Here is a 3,132-nt window from a genome sequence, read left to right on the forward strand (position 1 = left end):
AAGTGAACTGCCCGATCTGGATTTCACTGTTTCCCGGCGTCTGCAACTGGCGGTAGAAAAAAGCGGCGTCACCGGTTTTGTTCTGAGGACCCGGCCCCGCAAGCTGCATCCCACTGCCTGTGTCTGCCGTTGGGAGATCAATTCCCTTGCCGGCTATCACCCCGATGAAATGCCCGGCGTAGGATTTCCATGCTGGAACATAGCGCTGCAAAAAATCCGGGGTGGCAGGCCGGGCTTCTGGCAAATGGGATGGATAAACGGGCAGTTCGGGGAACTGAGCAGGACATCTGCTATTGCTTCACAAACGCTTTTGCGGAAAATCGGGTAATATGAGGCGCCTGATGTCAATATGGTTTCCACACCTGCCGGCAGAAGGGATGATACGCCGCCGGCAGGAATTAAAAAACATACCTTTTGTGCTGGCGGCACCTGATCGTGGGAGGATGCGTGTTACTGCCGCCAGCATTGCTGCGCAAGCCCGGGGTATTTATACCGGCATGAGCATTGCCGATGCAAGAGCGCTCGCCGTTGGTATACAGGTTCTTGATCACAAACCCGGTATGGATCAAAATATCCTGACCGCTTTGGGACATTGGTGCATCCGGTATACACCCACTTCCGCAACTGAATTTCCAGACGGACTGTTGCTGGATATAAGTGGCTGTGCCCATCTGTGGGGAGGGGAAGAAAAATATGCAGGCAATATACAAAACAGCCTGAAGGAACTCGGCTATACTACCCGTATTGCTATTACCGGCACAGTTGGAGCGGCATGGGCACTGGCCCGATACGGGAAGCAGCCCGTTATTCTTGCAATGCCCGGTGAAGAACGGTCGGCGCTGATGCCGCTGTCTCCGGCAGCGCTGCGGATAGAAAACAATGTTATTGACCGCTTACAAAAGCTCGGTTTGTATACCATCGGCCACTTTGCCAGCATGAGCCGCTCTGTTCTCCGCCGCAGATTCGGTGCAGCGTTGCTCAACCGGATGGATCAGGCCTTCGGATGGAAGGAAGAACCGTTCATACCTTTGCAACCGATAGTACCATACCAGGAACGTCTGTCGTGCCTGGAACCGGTTGTTACACGGTCAGGTATTGAAATCGCCTTAAAGCAACTGCTCAACTCTTTATGTAAGCGTTTGATAAAAGAAGGCAAAGGTTTCCGCAAGGCAGTATTCAAAACCTACAGGGTAGATGGCGAACTGCGGTCTGTTGAGATCGGTACACATCTCCCTTCACAGCAATCAGCGCACCTGTTTAAATTATTTGAGCTAAAGATCGACCAGATCGAACCGGCATCCGGCATTGAGCTTTTTGTACTTGAAGCACCGAATGTAGAGAAGGTGCGATCTTCCCAGGAAGCGTTGTGGCACAACAGTACCCTGAATGATACCCGGCTGTCTGAATTTCTGGATCAGCTCACCGGTAAAATGGGAAAAGGCATCGTACACCGCTATTTGCCCCATGAACACTATTGGCCGGAACGGTCTGTGAGGGAAGCAAAGGAACCGGATGAACAACCGGCCGCTACCTGGCTAAAAGATCGGCCGCGCCCCGTGCGGTTGTTACCCGTACCGGAACCGGTGGATGTAACAGCTCCTATCCCTGATTATCCGCCCATGCACTTTCGCCACAAAGGACAATTGCATACGGTTAAAAAAGCAGACGGGCCGGAACGCATCGAAAGCGAATGGTGGATCAGTGAAGGAGAGCACCGGGATTATTATATCGTGGAAGATGAAACCGGTGCACGGTACTGGCTTTTCCGGCTGGGACATTACTCAGGCGACTGGCCCCACCGGTGGTTCCTGCACGGATTTTTTGCATGAAAAAGAAAGGAGGCAGTATGCAGTACACGGAATTACAGGTCACATCCAATTTCAGCTTTTTGCGTGGCGGTTCTCATCCCGAAGAGCTGGTAGCACAGGCGGCTGCGATGGGCTATTCTGAAATTGCCATCACCGATCACAATACGCTTGCCGGCGTGGTACGCGCACATACTGCTGCCAAAGCAAGTGGGATACGCATCATTGCTGGCTGCTGTATTGACCTCAAAGACGGACCTTCTCTCCTCGCCTATCCTACCTGTTTGGATGGGTATTCCCGGCTGTCGCACCTGCTGACCACGGGCAACCTGCGCACCGAAAAAGGGAAATGTGATCTCTATAAAAAAGATGTCTATGCACATAAAGAAGGAATCTTATTTGCGGTAGTACCGCCGTCGGAATTGAATGACAGCTTCGATTATGATGATTCATTTAAACGTATTTTGCAGGAATACTGCAACAATTTACAGGGGCAGATCTATTTAACGGCAACCCGTAGTTACCAGGGTGATGATATCAAAAAACACTACCGGCTTTCGGAGCTTTCCGGTCGTTTCAATGTTCCCCTGCTCGCTACCAATGATGTGCATTACCACACCACGGATCGCAGACAGTTGCAGGATATCCTCACCTGCATCCGCGAAAAGAAAACCATTTATAATGCCGGTTATTTGTTATGCCAGAACGCGGAACGCTTTTTAAAGCCGGAAAAAGAAATGCTGCGCCTGTTTAGGCAATACCCGGATGCGATCACCCGCACACAGGAGATCGTAAGTGCATGCACCTTTTCTCTTGATGAACTAAAATATGTTTACCCGCAGGAAATTACAACAGAAGGGCGAACGCCTGATCAGCAACTGGCCCGCTATGTCTGGAAAGGTGCTCATGAAAGGTTTGGGGAAACCATTCCCGAAAAAATTAAACAATCCATTGCATACGAGCTGGAATTTATCGGGCGGAAAAACTATGCCGCTTATTTTCTGACGGTGCATGATTTTGTGCGGTTTGCCCGCAGCAAAGCCATCCTGTGCCAGGGTCGGGGCTCTGCGGCCAATTCAGTAGTTTGTTACTGTCTGGGCATTACCTCTGTTGATCCTTCCAAATTCAAGTTGTTGTTTGCCCGTTTCATGTCGGATGCCCGCGATGAACCGCCGGATGTGGATGTTGATTTTGAGCATGAGCGCCGGGAGGAAGTGATGCAATACATTTATCAAAAATTCGGGCGTGATCGCTCGGGCATCGTGGCTACCGTTACCCGGGTGCATTACAAGGGAGCCATACGTGATGTTGCCAAAGTCATGGGACT

At 51.0% G+C, this 3,132-nt stretch carries 2 protein-coding genes and 1 pseudogene; all 3 read left to right on the forward strand.

The genetic code is table 11. From position 1 onward, the window contains the following. A pseudogene (locus PLH26_RS16085) lies at positions 1–328 on the forward strand (Error-prone repair protein ImuA); the annotation flags it as partial. A 1-nt stretch (position 329) separates the two neighbouring features. After that, positions 330–1,829 carry a Y-family DNA polymerase gene (locus PLH26_RS16090; protein WP_324587051.1) on the forward strand — a complete coding sequence of 500 codons (1,500 nt, stop codon included), beginning with the start codon at positions 330–332 and terminating at the stop codon, positions 1,827–1,829. A 17-nt stretch (positions 1,830–1,846) separates the two neighbouring features. Beyond that, on the forward strand, positions 1,847–3,132 hold a 1,286-nt coding region (locus tag PLH26_RS16095), incomplete at its 3' end, for a PHP domain-containing protein (RefSeq protein ID WP_324587052.1).

Origin of the sequence: Agriterribacter sp., from assembly GCF_035444585.1 — a bacterium.
Taxonomy (GTDB): Bacteria; Bacteroidota; Bacteroidia; order Chitinophagales; family Chitinophagaceae; genus Agriterribacter.